Below are 16,836 nucleotides of genomic sequence, written 5' to 3'. Positions count from 1 at the left end.
ATAAGCAGTTAATTAAAATCAATAAAAACCATAAAACGATTTATTTTACGACATCTTTCGACGGGTATCTTTTCGGATACTCGCTTTTTTATTGCCTTATTTTTAACTGTATTTTAATTATATATCAGCTGACCGGATTTTTCAAGGGGAGTTATATTGAGAAAGAAATCAAATTAGATTTTTCAGTTCTTACCTAGTTTCATAGTCCTCTCCAATAACATGATATAATAATTTTTAAGTTGACAAACGGTAAAATGACATATGTCTGCAATGTTATAAAAAGCAAATATAAAATGTATACGGATATTCCGCATAAACGCAGCATTTTATTTACCTATGGTATATTTAAACGTAAAAAAGGAGCGATAAACCGCTGAAAAAGCAGAGTAATAAAATTATTTAAGTCAAGAAGATCGGAAGTAAACTTCATTTAAGGATATTTGTTTCAATGACCACCCGTTCTATGTAAATAAGCGTGGTTTTGTTAATGCTGGTGAACTTGCCATTGGAAATGAACTCCTTGATTCAAGCGGCAACATACTTTTTGTTGAAAAGTTTGATGTTGAATTGACAGAAAAACCGACTAAAGTGTATAATTTTCAGGTAGAAGACTACCATACTTACTTTGTTGGTGAGTGTGGAGTTTGGGTGCATAATGCGAATGACTTATATGCAAGAGGAAAATTTAGAAAGTCAACACATGAAAAAATGAAAGCAGAAGCACCCAGAGATGCAGATGGTAATATGATATGTCCTACGTGTGGCAAAAAAATCCCGAACGTCATTACGAAAAATGGTAGAACACGTATTGGATATGATGGAGATCATTATCCGACAACATGGAGCGAACGAGTGAAAGCTATGAAGGCACAGCCAACAGCCCCAACGAGAAAACAGGTTCTTGATATTTTCAATGAGGATGTAAGGGTTCAATGTCCTGAATGTAATCAAGGGCATATGTTTGAAGGTGTTAAAGGAGATTTTGCAAAATGAATATGGGAGAATTATTGCTAAACCATTATGAACATTTTCTGGGTAATTATATTGGAGCAGATGTATATAATAATGGACAACAGGAGGTCCAGATATTGGGGTTTCCTAAAGCAATCGAAAATAGTATGGTATTCGCTACATTTGGAGTATCAAAGCATTCAGATATGATAAACAATCAATGCGAGATTATTTTAGCTGTTGACGAAAACTATGACGAATGTGCTGAAATATTTGCAAACTCTGTTTTTTATATTTTATCAAATAGAATGGAGTTTGGAAAAGGTATTCTCATTGAAGGTGCAGGAAACATAGTAGATGATTTTGTTGAAAAGTATCATAAAAGCGCACTATATTTTACTAATATATTTTTATTACCTGAAGAGTTTGCATTTGTACATGATATATGTCGCATATATATGTGTTTCTTTGTTTCCTCAAAAGAAGCAGAGTATATTAAGAAATACGGAAGCGAGAAATTTGAAGATCTTTTGGAAAAAGGTGAAGTTGATGTGATTGATTTAAAGAGAGAATCTATTTTATAAAAAGTTTTTCATAATAAAAGGATTTCCATACTTATTATGTTGGCGAGAATTCTATTTTGCTTCATAATGCAAATTATAAAGAAGCAAACATCAAGAATTTTGAAATTAAAGATAAACATCTAAAAAATTCTTCAGCTAAACGAACAAGAAAATTTAATGTTGATACACCTGAAGAAGCAAATTTAATAGTACAAGATGCTTTAGAAAACGGTAAGTTATATACAATAATTGATAATGGACTGGGATCTCAGGGACAAAAGTCTTTTTCTGCATTAATTGATACGGGAAAAGTAATAGGAACTAAGGGAGAAACCTTTTTAAAAATAGTATATGATGAATTAAACAATGTTTGGACAACATACCCTGTTCCAACGCCATAGGAGGTAATTTTATGAATTGGAAAATTAATGATATAATGAATAAATACAGCTTATCTCAAAGAAATAAAATTAAGGATTTCTTAATTTCTGAAATTGATGATGAAAATCTAAATGAAACTATAGATTTTGTAAATTCAGATGATAAAAAGAAAAGGGAAATTTTTAGTGATATTCTTTATGAAGGGAATAAATATACTGGAATTTTTCTAGAAGGAAATCAATATTTGATTTCAAGTAATGATAATGAAGTAAAAATTATTGATTATGTTGGAATTGAACATGGATTAATTGATAATAGCGAGATTATTTTCACTTTGACGGATTTTGTTTTTTTAGTAAGTCATAAAAAAATGACTTTAGAATTTTAAATCATACACAGTTATGAAAGTAATATCAATCGAATATCCAACTTCGCTGAAAGACTGCAACATAACAAATGATAATATTGATATTTTTGTCAAACTGGAAAACGGAAATAAATATTGCATTACTGTTGCAACAATTGATTGGATAAGCGATCATGTGGGGACAAGGTATCTGCCAAGCGGATCACCTGATTTAATAGTGAAAGAATTACAAAATCAGTTGATTGAAGAGACCGTTAAAGAATATTCAGAAGATGACGCATACTGGCTGCGAGTATTAAGTATGTCTTATGGGGATGAAGTTCCTGATTGATTTGACTTTAAATAGTTCAATTTATTCTGATGGAATGTGTAGATATGTAGTAGAAGGACATCATACAACGGTTGCTGCAGAAATGGCAGGATATATTCTTGAAAAATACCAAAACGGTGAGATTAATAAACAAGCAATATCCGAGAACTGCCAAAAAGAACTATACCGATATAAAAATCAAGAGTTTTTAGAAAAAAAGAAAAATAAGAGGTCATGAAAAATATATAAATAAACTGGATCAGACTTGTTTTTAATATGGCAATATATTAGGAAGTGAACATATGTCAACCATTACGTTATACGCAAGCAAAATTAATCAGATGCCAAGTCTGATAAACGAAGCAAAAAAATCCATAAAGGATTACAAGACCGAATTAAACCGGCTCAAATCAAAGGTTATGAAAATCGACAGCAGTATATGCAATGTAGACGATTTAATAAACTCAATAAAAACGTCTACGGAAACGCAGGAGGATAAAATCGAATCTCTTGAATCTTTGAATGAAAATATTAATGAATACATTTCTGACGTTGTAACTATTGACCAAAACGTTGCTGATGCTATAAATAAGAGCAAAGATGATTTTTACGATGAATATTATTATCTGAAGCCCGAATGTGAAAAGAGCGGTTGGGAAAAATTCAAGGATGGCTGTAAAAAGGTCGGCGAGTGGTGCAAGGAGCATTGGAAAGCTGTTGTTACTATAGTATTGGTGATAGCGGCTGTTGCTATAATAGTTTTTACAGCCGGAACAGCATTAGGTCCACTTGCTTCATTGTTATTAATGGTAGCTAAAGGCACTCTAATCGGAACAACTATTGGTGGACTTATCGGAGGTGCAGTTAGTGCAGCAACAGGAGGTTCTTTCTGGGAAGGTTTAGAGAATGGAGCTTTTAGTGGTGCGATTTCCGGAACAATTTCCGGTGGTATGGGTTCTTGGTTATCCGGAGGCGGTCATGTTGCGCTTTCGTTAGGTAAAACAATGATTATTGGTGCTATTGCAGATACAGGTGCTTCTTTATTAAGTGATCTTGGCGATATTATAATTAAAGGCGAAAATATTTCTTTTGGAGAAGTATTGTTTAACGCCGGTTTTTCATTTGTCTTGGGAGGAGCATTTTCTGGAATTGGTTATGGTCTCGCTGAAAAATTTCCGATTAAAATTTCAGGAATAAATAAGGGTAACGGCAGTTGGTCGCATGTTTGGGCATCACAGTCTACCAGATCTTTAAGATATGGGTCTAAAGTAAGTTTAAAAACAATACTAAAAGGTTTTGGTTCGGGAACTATAAATGACATTTGGGATTATATACTGGAACCATTAAAAAATATTACAGATAGACACGAGGACGTGTGGAATGTTATTCCCCAGAATTGAATCTAAGGAGTTAATGTGATGGCCGAATTTGTTTTTAAAGTTGTATTTTCTAAAAAAAGACTTCCATTTGAAATGGCTTTCTTTATAATAGTTGAGACGGTTCTATTTTATATCAGGAAAGAATTTGTCAGTGCCGCTATATATATAATGTTTGCCGCTTATGCTCTTTTGATTGGTATTTTCTTAGCATCTGTAACCTTGCTGTTTTATGTAAAAGTGAAAGGCTCAAATATTAAGGTTAGAACACGTTTCGGCAGAAAATATGAATTTAACGCTTCGGATATTGAGAAGGTAATATGTTCAAAAAGAAGTAGTGTTAAATATGGTCCATTATTCTATATTACAGTAATAGCAAAGTCAAAAGAACTTTGTATGGAATGTAGGATGGTAGGATTTAACGAAATGGCAGGATATATTCTTGAAAAATACCAAAACGGTGAGATTAATAAACAAGCAATATCCGAGAACTGCCAAAAAGAACTATACCGATATAAAAATCAAGAGTTTTTAGAAAAAAAGAAAAATAAGAGGTCATGAAAAATATATAAATAAACTGGATCAGACTTGTTTTTAATATGGCAATATATTAGGAAGTGAACATATGCAGACCATAACATTAAGTGCCAACAAAATCAATATGATGCCTTTGCTGATTATAGATTCAAGCAATGCAGTAAAAAACTAATAAAACGGAAATGCAAACGCTGAAATCAAAAGTACTTGCAATCGACAGCAGCGTTTGTAATGTAGAAGATATTATCAGTTCTATAAAGGCGTCTTCACAGACTCAGGAAGATAAGATAGAATCCCTTGATAAGCTGAAAGATAAGGTAAATGATTTTATTTCGGATGTCGTGCGCATAGACGGAGACGCAGCCGAGGCAATCAATAAAAGTAAAGACGATTTTTACGATGAATATTATTATCTGAAGCCCGAATGTGAAAAGAGTAATTGGGAAAAGTTTAAGGACGGCTGTAAAAAGGTCGGCGAGTGGTGCAAGGAGCATTGGAAAGCGATTGTTACAATCGTAATCGTAATTGCCGCTGTAGTAATTCTTGTGGCCTGTCCGGCATGCGGAGCTTTAATAGCAGGAGCTTGCTGGGGAGCAATATCCGGAGCAGTAATAGGTGGAGTAGCCGGAGGGATTACAAGTCTTGCCGCAGGCGGTTCATTCTGGGAAGGCGTTGAAGAAGGCGCATTCTCAGGCGCAATAACCGGAGCAATTTTTGGAGGTATTGGCGGTGCTGGTTCTATGCTCGGCACCATGTCCAATTCATGTAAGCTGTTTGATGTAATGAAGTGGACATCAAGAATTACCGGTGTTATTTCAGGCGGAATGGGATTATTTGATACAGCCGCAATGGTAGTCGGTTTGTTTGACCCACAAAATGCTTTTGTACAATTTAATCAGACACTGCATACAAGTAAATTATATAACGGTTTTCAGTTTACCGTTAGTGCATTGGCGGTCTTTAGCAGCACTACATACAGTGCAATGGGTAAACATAGAGAAACATTAACTTGTTTTGTAGCGGGAACAATGATTCTGACGGCTACAGGTATGGTAGCAATTGAGAATATCAAAACAGGAGATAAAGTTATCTCTACAAATCCCGAAACATTTGAAACCGGTGAAAAAACGGTGGTTGAAACATACATAAGAGAAGATTCCAAGCTTATTCATTTGGTTATCAACGGAGAAGAAATCATAACTACCGAAACTCATCCGTTCTATGTAAATGAGCGTGGTTTTGTCAAAGCAGGCGAACTCAAAGTCGGAGATGAACTGTTGGATTCAAACGGTAGTATCTTGCTACTTGAAAGCACTGAAATAGAGTTGACAGCTGAGCCAACTAAGGTTTATAATTTTCAGGTGGAGGATTTTCATACTTATCATGTTGGGGAGAATGAGGTTTGGGTTCATAATGAATGTAATTTGCCTACACAGAATTCTAAAAATTTTGTGAAAAGAGTAAATCATAAAGATGGAAGTGTTTCGATAACTAAAAAAATTGATAATAAGAATGTAACAGTAAAGTATACTAAGGGTAATGATGGAAATTTATATCCTCGATTTGAAAAATTTACACATCCAGACCATCCTAACCCGATAAAAATTAAAACAAAATTAACTGGTATTTTTAAGGAAGACGTAAAAATTATTCGTAAGGAGACTGGGATAAGATTGCCAAAGGGATATACGTGGCATCATTTGGAGGATGGAAACAGTGTATTAATAGTTCTTTCCAAGATTCATTCGCCAGGGTGTGGTGGATTTAATCATCTAGGAGGAGGAACAGGATTAAGGCACGGAATATTATAAAGGAGGATAATTATGAATTTGATTGAAGTTGGTAATAATTTATGTGATGAGGATATTGAGAAAATAGAAAATATACTGAATTTGAAACTTCCACAAGATTATAAAAATTTTCTATTGAAAACAAATGGTGGAATTCCAGAAGACGAAGTAGAATTCAGTTTTATTGAAACAAATTTATTGACTAATGAAACGTATAATCAAGGAAGTGATATACACTATTTTTATAATAATGATGAGTTTTTGAGTGCTTATAATAACTTAACATCAGAAAAGCTTATACAAAATGTATATGTGCCGATTGCTTGTGACTCTTTTGGTAATGAAATACTAATGTGTTTAGAAAATAACTGTAATTTTGGCTCGGTTTTTTTTGCTGATCATGAAAGTACAAATCCTAATGATTCCTTTTGGAGTTTGTTTAAAATATCCAATTCATTTACGGAATTTGTAAATATGTTAAAGCCTGTGGAATTCTAATATTTCAAAAACGAAGCTGTTAGAAAAGCAACCTGAAAGTATGCGATAAAGCCATTTCAACAGACCCTGAAACATTTGAAACTGCCGAAAAAACTGTACTTGAAACATATATAAGAGAGGTAACAACTCTCGTTCATCTGACTGTTAACGGTGAAGAAATTATTACAACTGTAGACCACCCGTTTTATGTAAAAGGCAAGGGGTTTGTTAATGCCGGTGAACTTTGGGTCGGTACTCAGCTGCTTGATGTAAATAATAACATTTTAGTTGTAGAAAATACTCGTCTTGAGCTTGTAAAAAATCCTGTTAAGGTTTATAATTTTCAGGTGGAGGATTTTCATACTTACTTTGTTGGTGAGTGTGGGGTTTGGGTACATAATGCAAATTGTAAGGTACATGAAAATGGTGAAATCGAAATTACAGATTGGGAAGGCTATCCTGAAGGGGGCCCTAAACCTGATGGAAAATTAAAATTGGTAGATGGGGATGATTATCAATTAGCTAAGAAACAAAAAAATGCAGCAAACAGAAAATATCATAGAAATCATCCTGAATGTGATGGAATGGATATACATGAAGTTCACCCTGTTAAATTTGGTGGAAGCCCTATAGATGTTAATAACAAAATTCCGTTGCCACCATTTAAACACCAAGAGTATACAAATTTTTGGAACAGTATACAACGACAAGCAGAAAATCAATTAAAACAACTTTAGGAGTGGCATATAATGGATAAACTATTAACTTTGATGTCAGACATGAAACTTAATGCTCCATGCAATTATGATAAGCTTATTAAAATTGAAAATGAATTCAATTTTAATTTACCTAATGATTATGTTGAATTTATGAAAAAACATGATGGTGGAGAAGGTCCAATTGGTAAGTATGGTTATTTGGCGGTTTGGAATGTCGAGGAGGTTTTTTCTTATAATTATGAAAAGAATGGGCCTGTTCTCTCAGATGATATATTGTTTTTTTCTTCGGATCGAGGTGGTACAATTTTTGCGTTTAAAAAGGATAATGATTTATTCACAATAGTTGAATTACAAGATGATACAATAGATTTAGAAGAAATAGAAATAATTGCATCTTCATTTGAGGATTTCATTCAATATGAATATGATATTGATGATAGTGAGTTTGAATAAATAATGAATATTAGAATTGGAGATGAAGTAAAATAATGATATCTTATACCGAACAAGTTTCTGATTTTATATCGAATTCTCAAATAGCATTCTTGAATGGCTAATATCAAGAAGCATTCAATCTTGCCAAAGAAGCAATCAATCTTGATGACAAATGTTCAGATGCATATCAGTGTGCTGCAAATGTTTGTATGTCTCTTAACAGAATTGAAGATACTATTGAGTATTATCAGAAGACTGTTGAATGTGAATCTGATAACGGAAACCAGCGAATAAACTGTTCTTGAAACATATGTAAGAGAGGTAACAACTCTCCTTCATCTGACTGTTAATGGTGAAGAAATTATTACAACTGAAACCCATCCTTTTTATGTAAATATGCAAGGATTTGTTAATGCTGGTGAACTTGCCATTGGAGATGAACTCCTTGATTCAAGCGGCAACATACTTTTTGTTGAAAAGTTTGATGTTGAATTGACAGAAAAACCGACTAAAGTATATAATTTTCAGGTGAAGGATTTTCATACTTACTATGTTGGTGAGAATGGTGTTTGGGTTCATAATGCTAGCTCAGAATATGGTGAGGTACCGGAATTGCCTGAGTTTAATGGTAAAAAAACTGAAGGTGTTTTTCGAACAGCAGATGGTAAAGAAATTAAATTTGAATCGGGTGGTTCTACAGAATATAAAAATCCTTCAGCAAGCCATGCAGAGGGAAAAGCAGCAATATATATGCGTGAAAATGGTATTAAGGAAGGTACAGTATTTCATAATAACCCTAATGGAACTTGTAATTATTGTGATAAAGGATTAGCTACATTATTACCGGAAGGTGCTAGATTAACGGTTGTTCCACCTATAGGAGCAGTGGCGCCAAATAAATATTGGGTTGATGTTCCGAAGACATATACAGGTAATGGGAATTTACCATCTATGAAATAATACATGAAAAGAGGATTTAATAATGATTATTCATCATTTTGGTGGAGATATCGAATGCCATACAACGAAAAAATTATTAGAGGTCTTAAACTTGAAATATGGAAATTGTTCCAATGAATTTATATTATCTGGTGAATCTGAATATCCATATATGACAATAATGGTTAAAGGAGATTTTGCCGTTGTTTCTTTTTTTATTAAAGAAAGTGATTGGATTTTACAGGCAGTAAACAATGATAATGATTTTGCATTAGATGAAAACAATGTTTTTTATACTGGGAATGATGAAATGGAAATTGAAATATGTAACGAATTTGTTATTCCATTTTCAAAAGCGATAATTGCAGCTGAAGAATTTTTTAAAACTAAGACTTTACCTAAATGTCTGAAATGGTCAAAACAATAGTTGATTTAAAGGAAGCTTTGAATTTGAACAATATTATTTGATTCAAATGGAAGAACTCTTTTGTTGAAGATTATACGATTGAGTTGACAGATGAACCGACTAAAGTATATAATTTTCAGGTGGAGGACTTTCCATACTTATCATGTTGGCACATTGGGCGTGTTGGTGCATAATGCTGGAAAAGATTATTCTAGACGCAAACGTATGGGTAGACAAAAAGGTAAATCTCCAAGAGATCAGCAAAAACAAAAAGAACAAGTTAAATCAATAACACGTGAGTTGAGAAAACGTGGTGTACCAGAAAATAAGATAAAAGATAATATACATGATATATTACATAATGAAGGTATGGATTATCAGGAAGCACTAAAAGAGGCTTTGGATTATTTTGGAGTATAGGCAGGAAGTATATATGACTTTATTTGAAAAAAATATGATAACGAAATGCATCAATAAAATTAAAGGTGCGAAAAATATAAAAATAGGAAGATCAGCCGATTTAATTTGGATTGCCATGAAAGGCATTGATGGTAAAGATTATGCACTTCATATGCAGACTTTTTTTAGATTTTGTAATAATGAAGAAGTATTAATTACTGATATGGATAAATATCAGCCAATATCATCAATGATTGAAAATGAAAACTTCAATTGGGATATAAAAGGTAACAATTTATTTGATAAATGGTGTGATGAATTTAACAAAAATTTATCAGACAATACTATAATTATGTCTATAGAAATAAACCGTTTTGGCGACCTAAAAATTAATTTTAGTAATTCTTTAACATTAACTGTTTTTGTGGATACAACCTCAATTGACGAGTGCTGGCGATTCTTTGTATGGCATGGAAAAGAAAGACACCTTGTTATAACTGGCAGGGGAATTCAGTGTCAGGAGGATAATGTAAATGAATAAAAAAGAGAGGAATTATATTTCAGAAAAACTTCAAATACTTATAGGAACTAAGATTTCTGATATTAATAGAAATCATGGGGATATTTGGATTGATTTTGCTGATGAACATGGTAAATGTTATATACTATTAATGCAGACTTTATTTAGGTTGTGTGACAATGAAAAAATTTTGATTACAGACACAGATAAGTATAAAAATTTTGAATCAGAAAGTAATAATGATTTATTTGAATGGGATGTTCATGGTGCAAATATATTTGACAAATGGGTTGCCTCTAACAAAAACGATTTACTTAATAGTCTTACCGTTCAAAAAGTAAAAATCACGGAATTTGGAGATTTGGTGATCATATTTGATAAAAGCATTACATTGACTGTATTTTTGGAGGTTACAAATGATACAGAGTGTTGGAGATTTTTTGAAAATGGTAATGATGAAAAATATGATTTAATTGTTTTGGGAAATTGTATTAACATAAATTTGCTTAATTAAAATGCTTTGATATAGGATACAGGAGCTATAATTAAATACACATCCCGAAACATTTGAAACCGGTGAAAAAACGGTGGTTGAAACATACATAAGAGAAGATTCCAAGCTGATTCATTTGGTTATCAACGGAGAAGAAATCATCACAACCGAAACTCACCCGTTCTATGTAAATAAGCGTGGTTTTGTAAACGCAGGCGAACTTAAAGTCGGAGATGAACTCCTTGACTCGAGCGGCAACATACTTTTAGTTGAAAGTTTTGACGTTGAGTTGACAGATGAGCCGACTAAAGTATATAATTTTCAGGTGGAGGATTTTCATACTTATCATGTTGGGGAGAATGAGGTTTGGGTTCATAACTCAAATTGCCCTTCATATATGAACGATGATGGAACGTTAAAGCCAAATCAGGAGTATACGGCAGGTGAACATGATTATGTTTATAAAACGGATTCAAATGGAAATATAACAAGTGTTCATGCAGATGAGATACATCCTAAAACACATTCAGGTAGACTTAAGCACGAATCTAACACTGTGGGAAAACAAGTTGGAGATGATGCAGGACATTTGATTGCTGATAGGTTTGGTGGATCTGCTGGTAAGGATAATATCGTTTCTCAAAATAGAAGCTTAAATCGTTCGGCATACAAGAAAATGGAAAATCAAATTGATAAAGCATTGAATAATAGTCAGAAGGTTACTGATTTTAATATAAAAATCAAAAATTCTACAAGTGGTCGTCCACTTGAATTTAAAATAAACTTTAAAATTGACGGAAAAAGAATGAATTTTAGATTTCCAAACAATTAATCTTAGGAGGTTCTGTTGTGAAAACTGTATTTGAAGACAAACTTGCGGAGATACAAGAAAGAATAGTGTCTACTTGCTTAGAAGCATTAGAAGAGAAAAAAGTCGAGAAGACATTTATTTATGGTTTTTGGAGTAGCTCTCAAATGTTTTTTAATGTATTTTTTAAAAAAGAAAAGAGTATCTTAAGTTATGAAGACTTAGGGGTTTCTGATGATTTGATAGATCAGGTATTTGATTTAGGTATGGATGACATCATTGAGATAATAGAGCTGTTCAAAAATGATAAAAAAAATCCACCCAATCAATATAAAATGACCTTTGATAATGTCACAAATAGTTTTGACTGTAATTTTGAATATGATGATTTGGAAAAATCAAAACTCGGACCTATGGATATATATTTTGATTGGAGAGAACAAGCTAAAAAAATATAGATTGAGGTATGATTGGAATGAATGAAAGTGGAGATATGATTTATGAAGCAATTTCTAACTGGTATAATGAAAATAACAGGCAAGCCCGCAAGATTTGGATATAGCTATTCTGTTACAAAATTGAATCTCGTTACAAATCATCTCAGTCAACATAAATTTATAGGATATAAGGGGAAATATTAATGAATAAAAAAATGTTTGAGGGTATACTTAATGCATCACCAGAAAAAAGATATAACCATTTTTTAAATATCGTGCCTGACGAAGAACTGGTATGGATGGTGGATTGCGGTAATGATAGCTTGCTTTCTCCAGAAATAGATGGCATAATTTATTATTTAGTTTGGTCTGAAAAGCAATTTGTTGAATATTATATCGAAAAAGTATATCCTGACTCAAAGTTTGAAATTGTTTCTATTGATGTTCATGATTTTTGTGATATGTTAAGACTTAACGACGTTATGTTTATGATTTTTCCTACTGATAAAGATGCATGGGTGGTAAAATCAAATGAATTATACGAAAACTTAACATATGAATTATCTCGAATTGAACAAATATAAATTCGTTTAATATAATGTTGTAGCATATACAGAGCAATATTTGTATTTTCATTATTAGTAGCAATTGAGAATATCAAGGCTGGCGACAAGGTTATTTCAACAGACCCCGAAACATTTGAAACCGGTGAAAAAACGGTGGTTGAAACATACATAAGAGAAGATTCCAAGCTAATTCATTTGGTTATCAACGGAGAAGAAATTATTACAACTGAAACCCATCCTTTTTATGTAAATATGCGAGGATTTGTTAATGCTGGCGAATTAAAAATCGGAGATGAACTCCTTGATTCAAGCGGCAACATACTTTTTGTTGAAAAGTTTGATGTTGAATTGACAGAAAAACTGACTAAAGTATATAATTTTCAGGTGGAGGATTTTCATACTTATCATGTTGGTTCGTTGGGTGTGTTGGTGCATAATGCAGATTATCCTAAATCTCCAGGAGATTATGAGAAGGCACCATATCATAACAAAGGAAATGATGTGAAAAGTGCCGCTCCAGTAGATGGACAGGCTACATTAGATAAGTCAATATCAATTAAACCAACAACTACACGAAGAGTTTCAGTTGAAGGTGATCATTTTGTTGTTTTTGATGAAACTACTCCAGGTGTTTTTCATGGCCATATCCGAAGTTGGAATGATTTGACACCGAGTATGAAAAGTGCATTGATTAAAGCAGGATTAACGAATAACAGAGGTAAAGTTTTATGAAAAATATACAATTAACCGAATATTCTGACGATGAAATAATGGATAAGCTTTATCGTGGAAAAATTGACGAGTTGAAGGAACTTGCAATTGCTGTAGCAGAGTATCATCCCAATTATCTATTTGCACAAGACGTATGTTTCTTTTTGCTGGATAACAAAAATGAAGAAATTAGAGGTAATGCACTTCTTGGATTATCATATATTGCAAGGAGATTTAAGCAACTAGATATAAGTAAATTAACATCACTACTAAGTAAATATCGTTTTAATTCGCCTAAAGAAAAAGGTCGTGTAGAAGATGCTTTTGAAGACATCTCTTTATTTACTGGTGTAAAGTTAGATGCAACTGATTATATATAACAACTGATAAGGTATTTGACAGAAAAACCGACTAAAGTGTATAATTTTCAGGTAGAGGATTTTCATACTTATTATGTTGGTAATCATGGGGTTTGGGTTCATAATTCAGAATGTGGTATTCAGGAAAATGGGCATGTTGATGCTAAAAGAATAGCTGAAGATCCAAGTGAATTCACTGGAAAAGACATAAATGATTATGCACATGAAATGAAAGAAGCGGGATATGAATTTAAGATAAAAAAATCTACGCGTTCAAAAAGTGGTGCACAAAAAATAGTTGTTGAAAATGGATCTGGTGATAGAAATATATCTCAATTACAAGTCTCTCCTGGTGGAGGACGCCATGGAGCCCAGCCATATGTGAAGATAAGTACTACTGACCAAGGTATTATCAAAGTTATAACTGGTAATAAATCATCGTATTTAACTGATGGAAAAGAAACAGCGATTTTAATTTTTACAAAGGAGTAGTTATATGATAATTAATAAATACGCTCCAATTATTCCTTATGAAGGAATGGGAGGCATAAAGTTGTATTCTTCAATGGAGGAATTACGTAATATAATATCTGCATACAATCCCGAAATTATTAATGATACTTGGATTAGATATGAAATTAATAATATTATGTACTTGTTCTTTCATAAACAGAATAGGAAATTATTCAAAATAACAACAATGAAGGGGTATTGTGGAAAATTGTTCGACAAAATATCCGTTGATACATATGAGGAAGAACTCACTATTATTGATTCATCATTTTCATATGATGAATTTGAAGAAGTATGGGAATCAGATAAAGGCGTTTTTATTGAAACAGATGTATTCTCTAAAAAAGCGACATGGATTACGATATATATACCTGAAATGGATAATGAAGATTTTGATAATGGTGAGTGGTAGTAAAAATAAAACGTTAATTAGATGAAGTGATTAATATGCTTAATGTAAAGATTACAACATTGAAAATTACTTAATTAAGGAATTTCTATATGAAATAAGGAGGAAAATATGTTCAAGCGTTTTTTGGACTTTGTAAAAGAAGAGCATTACGATTTGGGGAACAGTGAAGAATTTTTAAAAATAATGGGGGGAAGATCTTTCCTTAATGGTATGTATCGAATTTTTGACGAAAAAAGTGTACCCAAATGGAATGACATAGTTGAAAAGTCATTTCCAAAATACAGAAATCGAATAAGCGTTTTCGGATATGACTGGTTGGGAAGAATTTTTGCTCTTAATAAGGTAAGCAATACTGTTCTTTTATTTGAGCCGGGAACAGGAGAAGTTTTTGATATACCTGCAAATATTGTAGATTTTCACAATGTGGAAATTGTTGAATGTCATGAAGATAGTCTTTTGTCTGAATACTTTGATGAATGGTTTGAAGCAAATAACAATTATATTTTACCAATTAATAAATGTGTGGGTTACAAGGTACCACTGTTTCTAAACGGAGAAGATGATATAGAAAATCTTGAAATATCTGATATGGAAGTATATTGGGAAATAATGATGCCATTGATAAATCTTTAACTAGTTACTTACGGAGGAATAAAAATGCCAACAAACCAAGAAAAAGTCTCACAGCTTTTAGCCGATTCGCAATTTGCTTTCATAAACAGTCAAAACAGCGAAGCTCTGCATCTGGCGAATGAAGCTATAAGTCTTGCTCCCAAGAATCCTGACGGCTATAAATGTGCCGGAAACGCATATATGTCATTGGGACAGTACGACAAAGCGGTTGATAGCTACAAAAAAGCGGTCAAGCTTGATCCGAATAACGGCAACAGGTATTTTAACTTAGGATATGCCCTCGCCACTAACGAAAAGACAGCGGACGCTATAAAAAATCTTGCAAAAGCCGAAGAATTAGGCTGTTCGCCTGAGAATACGGTACAGCTGTATAATCTGCTCGGAATTATCTGTTTTGATGTCGGAAGATATCAAGACGCTCTTGTAAATCTTGAAAAAGCGGAGCAGATAATCGGCGTGGATATGGATATCATGAAGCGCAAGGTCATTATTTACGGAATGAAGAACGATATCAAAAACGGACTTCTGACTACCAATCAGATGAAGCTTGTAGCGCCGTCCGACTACACTGGCTATCAGCTTGCATTTAAGCTGCTGTGTCAGGCGAAACGTCTGGAAGCCGCAGAACGAGAACTTGAAATGGCTAAGAAATATGCCGAGCTTTCAATGGATTACTACTTTGACTGTATGACTTTTGAGATTCAGAAGTATCAGACCGATAAGGACAGCGTTTTTATCAAGTGTTTGAAGCTTGAAACCAAAATTGTATTTGTGTGTCAGTTCGTTTTGACCTGTACTATAGATATATGTACGAGGACAACCGTACTACTGAATGTATTTCTCTTTCATTTCTGCTATATCGTTATGTGGCTTTTTATTTAACAAGACCTCTTAATTTTTCATAGAATAAATCGGAGGTGTTTATATGTACAGAAGCTCAGCAGAAGCAGTAATAAAAGGTTCGGCTAAGTATCCAGATATAAAAGGAATTGCACAGTTTGAAGAAACACAGGACGGAGTAGCAGTTTCGATAACTCTCAGAGGACTGCCTGTAACAGAAGGCAAATGCAGTTACGGAATATTTGCCGCACATATACATGAAGGAGGCTCATGCACAGGTAATCCGCAGGATCTGTTAGCAGATACCGGAGGGCACTTTAATCCTCAGGGTTGTCCTCATCCGTTTCATGCAGGCGATATGCCTCCCCTGTTCGCAGCGGGAGATAAGGCCGCAATTGCTTTTCTGACAAACCGCTTTACAGTTCAAGAGATCATCGGCAAAACAATTGTAATTCACAGCAGTGCTGATGATTTTCACTCTCAGCCGTCAGGAAACTCAGGTGAAAAAATCGCCTGCGGAGTAATACGCATTACAAATTCCGTAGTTTAATTGTTGTTGAGCTAAAGATAACGGTATATTAAACTCGGTGAAATCAATAATTTAAGATAACAACCCGATTTTGTTGTGGATCGGGTTGTTTTTTAATGTCTGTTTACCAAAACAAAAGTTAAATCAAGTTGTAAATTTTCGGTAAATAGATTAAAAGCCCCGTTTGGCTTTCAGATAAAATATCAAAATCATGTCAAATTATACAATTAACGCATTTCTCTTTTATCCATAAGCAACAAATTAATAATGCCGTTTTAATAATTTGTTTCGGCTGAAAATTATCTACTTTTTGACAAGTTTGCTTCTGTATTATACAATATATGTATATTGCAGATACGGAGGCT

27 protein-coding genes and 3 pseudogenes are annotated in these 16,836 nt (G+C 33.2%); all 30 read left to right on the top strand.

The genetic code is table 11. The annotated features are described in order from the left end of the window. The first annotated feature begins 438 nt into the window (after positions 1-438). The 30 genes and pseudogenes from ACYQ0H_RS12040 to ACYQ0H_RS11895 all read left to right on the top strand — a co-directional run bounded on the left by ACYQ0H_RS12040 (position 439) and on the right by ACYQ0H_RS11895 (position 16,492). A complete protein-coding gene (locus ACYQ0H_RS12040; protein WP_459813092.1) occupies positions 439-993 on the top strand; it encodes a polymorphic toxin-type HINT domain-containing protein in 555 nt (184 codons plus the stop codon). Further along, entirely contained in the window at positions 990-1,535 is a 546-nt protein-coding gene (locus tag ACYQ0H_RS12035) for a suppressor of fused domain protein (protein ID WP_459813084.1), read from the top strand. Before ACYQ0H_RS12040 ends, ACYQ0H_RS12035 begins: the two co-directional genes overlap by 4 nt. Positions 1,536-1,591: 56 nt before the next feature. Then, the gene (locus ACYQ0H_RS12030; protein WP_459813082.1) at positions 1,592-1,915 is read left to right on the top strand and encodes a hypothetical protein; all 324 of its coding nucleotides are present in this window, start codon (positions 1,592-1,594) and stop codon (positions 1,913-1,915) included. A gap of 11 nt (positions 1,916-1,926) precedes the next feature. After that, positions 1,927-2,283: a hypothetical protein gene (locus tag ACYQ0H_RS12025; RefSeq protein WP_459813081.1), complete on the top strand. Its 357-nt coding sequence runs from the start codon at positions 1,927-1,929 to the stop codon at positions 2,281-2,283. Positions 2,284-2,296: 13 nt separating this feature from the next. Continuing rightward, positions 2,297-2,593 carry a hypothetical protein gene (locus ACYQ0H_RS12020; protein ID WP_459813079.1) on the top strand — a complete coding sequence of 99 codons (297 nt, stop codon included), beginning with the start codon at positions 2,297-2,299 and terminating at the stop codon, positions 2,591-2,593. After that, positions 2,571-2,810, top strand: a complete 240-nt coding sequence (locus ACYQ0H_RS12015; RefSeq protein ID WP_459813077.1) for a hypothetical protein — start codon at positions 2,571-2,573, stop codon at positions 2,808-2,810. The genes ACYQ0H_RS12020 and ACYQ0H_RS12015 overlap by 23 nt, the downstream gene beginning before the upstream one ends. Before the next feature lie 64 nt (positions 2,811-2,874). Continuing rightward, entirely contained in the window at positions 2,875-3,972 is a 1,098-nt protein-coding gene (locus ACYQ0H_RS12010) for a phage tail tape measure protein (protein ID WP_459813075.1), read from the top strand. 18 nt (positions 3,973-3,990) lie between these two features. Further along, entirely contained in the window at positions 3,991-4,509 is a 519-nt protein-coding gene (locus tag ACYQ0H_RS12005; RefSeq protein WP_459813073.1) for a hypothetical protein, read from the top strand. A gap of 158 nt (positions 4,510-4,667) precedes the next feature. Continuing rightward, positions 4,668-6,296, top strand: coding sequence for a polymorphic toxin-type HINT domain-containing protein (locus tag ACYQ0H_RS12000; protein WP_459813071.1), 1,629 nt, complete (start codon positions 4,668-4,670; stop codon positions 6,294-6,296). Between the two features lie 12 nt (positions 6,297-6,308). Next, the gene (locus ACYQ0H_RS11995; protein WP_459813069.1) at positions 6,309-6,773 is read left to right on the top strand and encodes an SMI1/KNR4 family protein; all 465 of its coding nucleotides are present in this window, start codon (positions 6,309-6,311) and stop codon (positions 6,771-6,773) included. Positions 6,774-6,805: 32 nt separating this feature from the next. After that, positions 6,806-7,096, top strand: a pseudogene (locus tag ACYQ0H_RS11990) (polymorphic toxin-type HINT domain-containing protein); the annotation flags it as partial. A gap of 3 nt (positions 7,097-7,099) precedes the next feature. Further along, positions 7,100-7,489, top strand: coding sequence for a hypothetical protein (locus ACYQ0H_RS11985; protein WP_459813067.1), 390 nt, complete (start codon positions 7,100-7,102; stop codon positions 7,487-7,489). Between the two features lie 12 nt (positions 7,490-7,501). Beyond that, positions 7,502-7,924, top strand: coding sequence for an SMI1/KNR4 family protein (locus ACYQ0H_RS11980; RefSeq protein WP_459813065.1), 423 nt, complete (start codon positions 7,502-7,504; stop codon positions 7,922-7,924). 288 nt (positions 7,925-8,212) lie between these two features. Continuing rightward, a pseudogene (locus ACYQ0H_RS11975) lies at positions 8,213-8,479 on the top strand (polymorphic toxin-type HINT domain-containing protein); the annotation flags it as partial. Positions 8,480-8,518: 39 nt separating this feature from the next. Further along, the gene (locus ACYQ0H_RS11970) at positions 8,519-8,866 is read left to right on the top strand and encodes a DddA-like double-stranded DNA deaminase toxin (RefSeq protein ID WP_459813090.1); all 348 of its coding nucleotides are present in this window, start codon (positions 8,519-8,521) and stop codon (positions 8,864-8,866) included. Between the two features lie 22 nt (positions 8,867-8,888). Continuing rightward, positions 8,889-9,272: a hypothetical protein gene (locus ACYQ0H_RS11965; RefSeq protein ID WP_459813064.1), complete on the top strand. Its 384-nt coding sequence runs from the start codon at positions 8,889-8,891 to the stop codon at positions 9,270-9,272. A 204-nt stretch (positions 9,273-9,476) separates the two neighbouring features. Beyond that, positions 9,477-9,671 carry a hypothetical protein gene (locus ACYQ0H_RS11960; RefSeq protein WP_459813062.1) on the top strand — a complete coding sequence of 65 codons (195 nt, stop codon included), beginning with the start codon at positions 9,477-9,479 and terminating at the stop codon, positions 9,669-9,671. A gap of 13 nt (positions 9,672-9,684) precedes the next feature. Then, positions 9,685-10,191, top strand: a complete 507-nt coding sequence (locus ACYQ0H_RS11955; RefSeq protein WP_459813060.1) for a hypothetical protein — start codon at positions 9,685-9,687, stop codon at positions 10,189-10,191. Next, entirely contained in the window at positions 10,184-10,684 is a 501-nt protein-coding gene (locus tag ACYQ0H_RS11950) for a hypothetical protein (RefSeq protein WP_459813058.1), read from the top strand. The genes ACYQ0H_RS11955 and ACYQ0H_RS11950 overlap by 8 nt, the downstream gene beginning before the upstream one ends. Before the next feature lie 49 nt (positions 10,685-10,733). Then, positions 10,734-11,033: pseudogene (locus ACYQ0H_RS11945) on the top strand (polymorphic toxin-type HINT domain-containing protein); the annotation flags it as partial. A 27-nt stretch (positions 11,034-11,060) separates the two neighbouring features. Continuing rightward, entirely contained in the window at positions 11,061-11,495 is a 435-nt protein-coding gene (locus ACYQ0H_RS11940) for a DNA/RNA non-specific endonuclease (protein ID WP_459813088.1), read from the top strand. A gap of 17 nt (positions 11,496-11,512) precedes the next feature. Beyond that, entirely contained in the window at positions 11,513-11,929 is a 417-nt protein-coding gene (locus tag ACYQ0H_RS11935) for a hypothetical protein (protein ID WP_459813056.1), read from the top strand. Positions 11,930-12,111: 182 nt separating this feature from the next. Next, a complete protein-coding gene (locus ACYQ0H_RS11930; protein WP_459813055.1) occupies positions 12,112-12,492 on the top strand; it encodes a DUF2750 domain-containing protein in 381 nt (126 codons plus the stop codon). Positions 12,493-12,516: 24 nt separating this feature from the next. Beyond that, positions 12,517-13,206: a polymorphic toxin-type HINT domain-containing protein gene (locus ACYQ0H_RS11925; RefSeq protein ID WP_459813086.1), complete on the top strand. Its 690-nt coding sequence runs from the start codon at positions 12,517-12,519 to the stop codon at positions 13,204-13,206. Next, positions 13,203-13,565, top strand: coding sequence for a hypothetical protein (locus ACYQ0H_RS11920; RefSeq protein ID WP_459813053.1), 363 nt, complete (start codon positions 13,203-13,205; stop codon positions 13,563-13,565). The genes ACYQ0H_RS11925 and ACYQ0H_RS11920 overlap by 4 nt, the downstream gene beginning before the upstream one ends. Positions 13,566-13,580: 15 nt before the next feature. After that, positions 13,581-14,036 carry a polymorphic toxin-type HINT domain-containing protein gene (locus ACYQ0H_RS11915; protein ID WP_459813051.1) on the top strand — a complete coding sequence of 152 codons (456 nt, stop codon included), beginning with the start codon at positions 13,581-13,583 and terminating at the stop codon, positions 14,034-14,036. A gap of 4 nt (positions 14,037-14,040) precedes the next feature. Next, a complete protein-coding gene (locus tag ACYQ0H_RS11910) occupies positions 14,041-14,469 on the top strand; it encodes a hypothetical protein (RefSeq protein ID WP_459813049.1) in 429 nt (142 codons plus the stop codon). Positions 14,470-14,577: 108 nt separating this feature from the next. Further along, the gene (locus tag ACYQ0H_RS11905; RefSeq protein ID WP_459813047.1) at positions 14,578-15,102 is read left to right on the top strand and encodes a hypothetical protein; all 525 of its coding nucleotides are present in this window, start codon (positions 14,578-14,580) and stop codon (positions 15,100-15,102) included. 24 nt (positions 15,103-15,126) lie between these two features. Then, the gene (locus tag ACYQ0H_RS11900) at positions 15,127-15,984 is read left to right on the top strand and encodes a tetratricopeptide repeat protein (protein WP_459813046.1); all 858 of its coding nucleotides are present in this window, start codon (positions 15,127-15,129) and stop codon (positions 15,982-15,984) included. Between the two features lie 43 nt (positions 15,985-16,027). Beyond that, a complete protein-coding gene (locus tag ACYQ0H_RS11895) occupies positions 16,028-16,492 on the top strand; it encodes a superoxide dismutase family protein (protein WP_459813044.1) in 465 nt (154 codons plus the stop codon). The last annotated feature ends 344 nt before the right edge of the window (positions 16,493-16,836 follow it).

The sequence above is a fragment of the Hominimerdicola intestinalis genome, assembly GCF_054655215.1.
The sequence above is the reverse complement of the archived record's forward strand: the minus strand, read 5'-3'. Positions and strand labels throughout refer to the sequence as shown.

Bases quoted from the DNA above. Each gene is read 5' to 3' on its own strand.
- ACYQ0H_RS11940 (WP_459813088.1), top strand. From the start codon at position 11,061: ATGAACGATGATGGAACGTTAAAGCCAAATCAGGAGTATACGGCAGGT.
- ACYQ0H_RS11920 (WP_459813053.1), top strand. From the start codon at position 13,203: ATGAAAAATATACAATTAACCGAATATTCTGACGATGAAATAATGGAT.
- ACYQ0H_RS12015 (WP_459813077.1), top strand. From the start codon at position 2,571: ATGGGGATGAAGTTCCTGATTGATTTGACTTTAAATAGTTCAATTTAT.
- ACYQ0H_RS11895 (WP_459813044.1), top strand. From the start codon at position 16,028: ATGTACAGAAGCTCAGCAGAAGCAGTAATAAAAGGTTCGGCTAAGTAT.
- ACYQ0H_RS12005 (WP_459813073.1), top strand. From the start codon at position 3,991: ATGGCCGAATTTGTTTTTAAAGTTGTATTTTCTAAAAAAAGACTTCCA.
- ACYQ0H_RS11955 (WP_459813060.1), top strand. From the start codon at position 9,685: ATGACTTTATTTGAAAAAAATATGATAACGAAATGCATCAATAAAATT.
- ACYQ0H_RS11910 (WP_459813049.1), top strand. From the start codon at position 14,041: ATGATAATTAATAAATACGCTCCAATTATTCCTTATGAAGGAATGGGA.
- ACYQ0H_RS12000 (WP_459813071.1), top strand. From the start codon at position 4,668: ATGCAAACGCTGAAATCAAAAGTACTTGCAATCGACAGCAGCGTTTGT.
- ACYQ0H_RS12010 (WP_459813075.1), top strand. From the start codon at position 2,875: ATGTCAACCATTACGTTATACGCAAGCAAAATTAATCAGATGCCAAGT.
- ACYQ0H_RS11960 (WP_459813062.1), top strand. From the start codon at position 9,477: ATGGGTAGACAAAAAGGTAAATCTCCAAGAGATCAGCAAAAACAAAAA.
- ACYQ0H_RS11950 (WP_459813058.1), top strand. From the start codon at position 10,184: ATGAATAAAAAAGAGAGGAATTATATTTCAGAAAAACTTCAAATACTT.
- ACYQ0H_RS11965 (WP_459813064.1), top strand. From the start codon at position 8,889: ATGATTATTCATCATTTTGGTGGAGATATCGAATGCCATACAACGAAA.
- ACYQ0H_RS11980 (WP_459813065.1), top strand. From the start codon at position 7,502: ATGGATAAACTATTAACTTTGATGTCAGACATGAAACTTAATGCTCCA.
- ACYQ0H_RS11930 (WP_459813055.1), top strand. From the start codon at position 12,112: ATGAATAAAAAAATGTTTGAGGGTATACTTAATGCATCACCAGAAAAA.
- ACYQ0H_RS11995 (WP_459813069.1), top strand. From the start codon at position 6,309: ATGAATTTGATTGAAGTTGGTAATAATTTATGTGATGAGGATATTGAG.
- ACYQ0H_RS12020 (WP_459813079.1), top strand. From the start codon at position 2,297: ATGAAAGTAATATCAATCGAATATCCAACTTCGCTGAAAGACTGCAAC.
- ACYQ0H_RS11905 (WP_459813047.1), top strand. From the start codon at position 14,578: ATGTTCAAGCGTTTTTTGGACTTTGTAAAAGAAGAGCATTACGATTTG.
- ACYQ0H_RS12025 (WP_459813081.1), top strand. From the start codon at position 1,927: ATGAATTGGAAAATTAATGATATAATGAATAAATACAGCTTATCTCAA.
- ACYQ0H_RS11900 (WP_459813046.1), top strand. From the start codon at position 15,127: ATGCCAACAAACCAAGAAAAAGTCTCACAGCTTTTAGCCGATTCGCAA.
- ACYQ0H_RS12035 (WP_459813084.1), top strand. From the start codon at position 990: ATGAATATGGGAGAATTATTGCTAAACCATTATGAACATTTTCTGGGT.